Raw genomic sequence first — 4,404 nt, forward strand, 5'->3', positions numbered from 1 at the left:
TGCGTCGCCGAAAATGGCGGGGCGTCCTGCCCCGCACGGGAAGCGCCAATAAATCAGCGCTTCCCTAAAGAGGGAAGGATCATCCCATTCCTTGTGGTGTAATCCAAACACAGGAATGGTGGAAGCTGTTCCCCGACACTCCGAAATACCTAATCGACTTGCGAAGAAGATTTGCCAAACTCTGTCAGTCCCGGAGATTGGTGGATGATCAGGAGAGACCGGGGTCTCATATGTAACATGAAGTGCTCGCCTCGCAATATGCACAATTCTCCACTAACCCCATCGGATGCCCAACGAGTTCGGCAGCCCGATGCCAAACTGCGGCCAGCGCTTCGCGGTTCGCGCGTGGCCGCTGCTTGGCGCGGGCTGCAGTAGACGTTGGCCGCTGGCAGGCGTTGTAAGCCATGATACGGACAGCCTTAGCCTTCGGAGCCGTCTTGCTTCTTCACGCAGTCTCCACGTTGGCGGCGCGGCGTGCCGGGCGCATCGAGCCCCCGGCGCGCGAAGCCGGCTGAAGCCGGCGCTCCCAGTCCCTGCCGGCTCGTCGTCCGAGACGATCTTGTAGGGATGCTGTAGGGGCTGTACCAGAGTTTCGGTACCGCGCGGGCCTCAGACGGGCAGGTGCCCGACCTTCACCCAGATGATGGTCGGCTCGTCGACGAAGGGGTAGTGCCGGCTCAGGTGCGGCGCCCGGGTCCAGGTACCAGCGGGGTAGTTGCCGAACTCGTCCCTGAATTCCCCCGACAGCACCAGGATTTCCTCGCCGCCGAAGTGGGTGTGCGGCTGGAAGCGCTCGCCCGCCGGCCATTGGACCAGCGCCGTGTGCTCGCCGCGGAAGTCGTGCAGCGGCATGACTTTGAGCCCGCCTTGCCCGGGCAGCCATGCGGCCGTGTGGGTCGCGATGCGCACGGTTGCGGTGTCGCTGGGGTCGAATTGGTCCAGCTTGACGAACAGGACGCAGCCCTCGCGGCTGAACGGCGAATGCCTGGAGCCCGGCGGATTGCGGATATAGGTGCCGGGTCCGTAGTCGCCGTGCTCGTCAGAGAACACCCCCTCGAGCACGAGGATCTCCTCCCCCAGTGGATGCGTGTGCTCCGGGAAGTACGAGTCGGCGCCGAAGCGGACGATGCTGGTGGTGTGTCCGCTCTCCGCGGCCTCGCGCTCCAGCGGCTTGCGCCAGACGGTCTCGCTCGGGCTCGGGATCCAATCCTGGCGGCCGGTCTCGACGACGACCCGTTGGGCGAAGTCCATGTTCAGCGGTGCGTCATCGTGCTGCGAGGTCTGCGGGTTTCCGCTTGGCCGGAGCGGTTCCGGCCGAAGCGCTGTCGAGCTCTGAGCGATCTGCATGAAGAGACTCCAAGGTCGTTGCGGGGCCGCACGCGTCCCCGGTCTGTTGGTCAGGTACGGCCGGCCATCGGTTCGCCAAGGATGGGGTCGGCGCGCTCCGTTACCACGCGCGTGTGGGCGCACACGGCCCCGGCGCCATAGGCTGCAGCAAGGATCGGCGATTGGGAGCCGGCCAAGTGCTCGCCCCCGGCAATACCAAATCCACCGCCCGGCCAGCGCCCCTGACCCGGTATCCAGCGCCAGCCAGTCTTTGAGAGCGACGCTCATCTCGCGCAGCTCGGAGCCCGACAGGCGACCCAGGAGGTCTCCGATACGATGGGCCGGCAGCCACCGGAACCGCTAGGGCTCCCGGACGATCAGGTGGAGCCGGTCTGCTGCTCTCCCGGTGTTGGTTCGTTTGTCCGGTTTTCGTCGCCGGCATCGGTCTCTTCCTTGACCGCCGCCAGCACCGCGGCCATGGCCGCGGCTGTCTCGTCATCGTAGGGGCCGTCCTCGGCGATGGCGTGGGCGGGGGCCTCCATGGTCTCCTCGCCCACCTCGGGCAGCACATCGCGGAAGGCCTCCCCGTAGAGCTCCCAGATGGTCAGGAACAGCGAGGCGATCACCGGGCCGATGAGCAGGCCCGCCATACCAAAGGTGAAGAGCCCGCCGAGCGTGCCGAAGAAGATCATCAGCTCGTGCATGTTGGTGTCCTTGCCCACCAGGATGGGCCGCAGCAGATTGTCGATGCTGCCGACGACCAAAGCGCAAAAGATCAGCAGGCCGGCGCCCGCGACGATGTTGCCTTGCACGATCAGGATGATGGATGCCGGCACCCAAACCACCGCCAAGCCGATGCCCGGCACGATGGACAGCACCGCCATCACCGTGCCCCAGAACACGGAATGCGGCACTCCCGCCACGGCGAAGGCGATGCCGGCCAGCGCCCCCTGGAGCAGCCCGATGAGGAAGGTGCCCTTGAGCATGGCTTGCGTCACCAGCGTGAACTTGGTGAGCAGGCGGCGCTCGACCCGGTCCTCCAGCGGCAGATAGTAGAGGATGGCGTGCACCACCTTATGCCCATCGAGCTGGAAGAAGAAAAACGTGTAGAGGAACACCAGCGCCATGAAGACGAGGTTGGCCGTGCCGATGGCGACCACCGAGATCCCGCCCACCAGGAAGCTGCCGGCCGCCTCGATGGACTGGACCAGCTTGTCCTTGAGGGTGTCCTCGTAGGCCATGACCTCGTGGTAGTAAGGCAAATTGTGCAGCCAGCTGACGAAGGTTTCCGGCTCGCGCACGAACTGCACCGCAATGGGCGTCAGCGATCTCCCCACGTCCACCGCCTGGGCGATGAAGATGCCGGCCAGCAGGGTCACGGGCAGCAGCACCACCAGCACCAGCAGCAGCAGGTTGACGGCAGCGCCTAGGTAGCGATTGCCGCCGAAGAGCCGAGTGAGCCAATGAAACACCGGCTGGGTAAGGGCTGCGAACAGTCCCGCCATGAAGATGGCCATGAGGAACTGCGCGATCATGCCGACGAACAGCAGCGATATGAGCGCCACCAGGCCCAGCAGCACGAGCTTGTTGAGATTTGTTTGGGTCATCGCAGGGGTCGGTGCCTTCGTGGTGGCTGATGTGTGTGGCCGGTGCGTGCTCAGCGCCAGGTGACGGCCGGCACTTGGTGCACCTGAAAGCAGTCCCGCAACTCCGCGGGCATGTCACAGGTGCTGTCGTTGACGAGCCCCACCTGCCCTGCCGGCTCGCGGCGGAAGCCATGGTTGCGGTTCTTCATGGTGTCTGCACGGGCGCATGCGCGAGACTGTGCACAGTCAGTGCGGCCATTGGCCGCGAAATTCGAATCGATTGATCGATAGGCGAAACATTTCCATGGATACCTTTACCCGCAACTACAGTATCGCGCTCGCGGTCATCCTCATCGGGCTTGTTGCCTGGTGGATATCCGCGACCTGGAACCCCCGTGTCGGCGAGCTCAACGCTGTCCTTGCATCTGACCCGAAGCTCTCCGGCTATGTCTATCAGTTCCGGGTGGTGGATTATGACGACGGCGTCGCCGTCATCTCGACGCCCCGCTCCTTCGAGGTGCCTGCCATCCGTTTTTTGGAGATCGTCAAGCCCGAGCTCGCCGGCAAGGCGCAGGACGACCCGGCCATGATCGCCGCCCAACAAGAGCTCATCGAGCACCAGAAGCGCGCCCAGACCCTGATGCTCGGCGAGCCCGACGTGGAGCGGGTAGACTGGCGGCTGGACGTACGCTGGCTTGCCGATCATGGGGTGCAGGCACCGGCGGGATAAGCCAAGGCCTCCTGTTGCGTATCGTCAAACGCCCGTCCCGCTGCCGGGGTGAGGCGGTGCCGTCGACCCTATGTAGGATCGCGTTGTGCAATTCCATGCCCGATTGGGTGGAATTCGCCAGCGTGCGACCGCACCTTTCCGCGGGCGTGGCGTACCGCCTGCGCAGCGATGCGCTCCGCTGCCGGCGTCATTGTTGCGCCGCGGTTGTGCGCGAAGCGGGGATATCGGCTGGCTCCGTCAACGCTCGGGCCTTGCATCGGCGCCGCCGTTCAGGCAGCGTACAGCGCCCGCGAGCCTGTGCTTCGGCCGAGCCGGCGCAGAGTCGCAGGACTGTGCAGTCGCGCAGAGCGCCCTCGATGTGCCGGCCCTCGTTTTGGGGCGAGCCGACGCGACGACTCTCGCCCGACCAGCAGGCCGGCTAGTGCGCCCCGACCCTAGCCCAGCGCACAGCTGGAAGCTTAGCCGGGAGCTGGCTTGGGGGACGCCCACAGTAGTAGCACCCAAGGCTGAGCAATTGGCCCGGACAGCGAATGGGCTCGCAGCCGATCTTGGCCCGAATTCCACGCCCCAACTCCACACAAGATAAACACATCGCCGTAACAGAGGAACAAGACCGTGAGTAACGCAGTGTCCTGGCTGGCAAAACAATTCTCCGCACTGACCACCCACGCAAGCGGGCACCCGATGGTGAAGGGCACCCTGGCCTCACTCGTGGTTGGCAGCGCCTCCCTGCTCCAGGGCACGGTGGCGACGCAGCACGCG

Annotated in this window: 4 protein-coding genes; 1 reads left to right on the plus strand and 3 read right to left on the minus strand. The window is 65.0% G+C overall.

The features are described from left to right. Positions 1-609: 609 nt before the first annotated feature. The 3 genes from I6U14_RS04605 to I6U14_RS04615 all read right to left on the minus strand — a co-directional run bounded on the left by I6U14_RS04605 (position 610) and on the right by I6U14_RS04615 (position 3,121). On the minus strand, positions 610-1,251 hold the full coding sequence (locus I6U14_RS04605) for a cupin domain-containing protein (RefSeq protein WP_296897253.1): 642 nt from the start codon (positions 1,249-1,251) through the stop codon (positions 610-612). A 452-nt stretch (positions 1,252-1,703) separates the two neighbouring features. After that, the gene (locus tag I6U14_RS04610; RefSeq protein ID WP_296897256.1) at positions 1,704-2,933 is read right to left on the minus strand and encodes an AI-2E family transporter; all 1,230 of its coding nucleotides are present in this window, start codon (positions 2,931-2,933) and stop codon (positions 1,704-1,706) included. A 50-nt stretch (positions 2,934-2,983) separates the two neighbouring features. Continuing rightward, the gene (locus tag I6U14_RS04615; protein WP_296897258.1) at positions 2,984-3,121 is read right to left on the minus strand and encodes a hypothetical protein; all 138 of its coding nucleotides are present in this window, start codon (positions 3,119-3,121) and stop codon (positions 2,984-2,986) included. Between the two features lie 95 nt (positions 3,122-3,216). Between I6U14_RS04615 and I6U14_RS04620 the strand changes: the two genes are divergently transcribed. Further along, positions 3,217-3,642: a hypothetical protein gene (locus I6U14_RS04620; protein ID WP_296897259.1), complete on the plus strand. Its 426-nt coding sequence runs from the start codon at positions 3,217-3,219 to the stop codon at positions 3,640-3,642. The last annotated feature ends 762 nt before the right edge of the window (positions 3,643-4,404 follow it).

The sequence above is a fragment of the Thiohalocapsa sp. genome (assembly GCF_019695415.1).
Taxonomy (GTDB): Bacteria; Pseudomonadota; Gammaproteobacteria; order Chromatiales; family Chromatiaceae; genus Thiohalocapsa.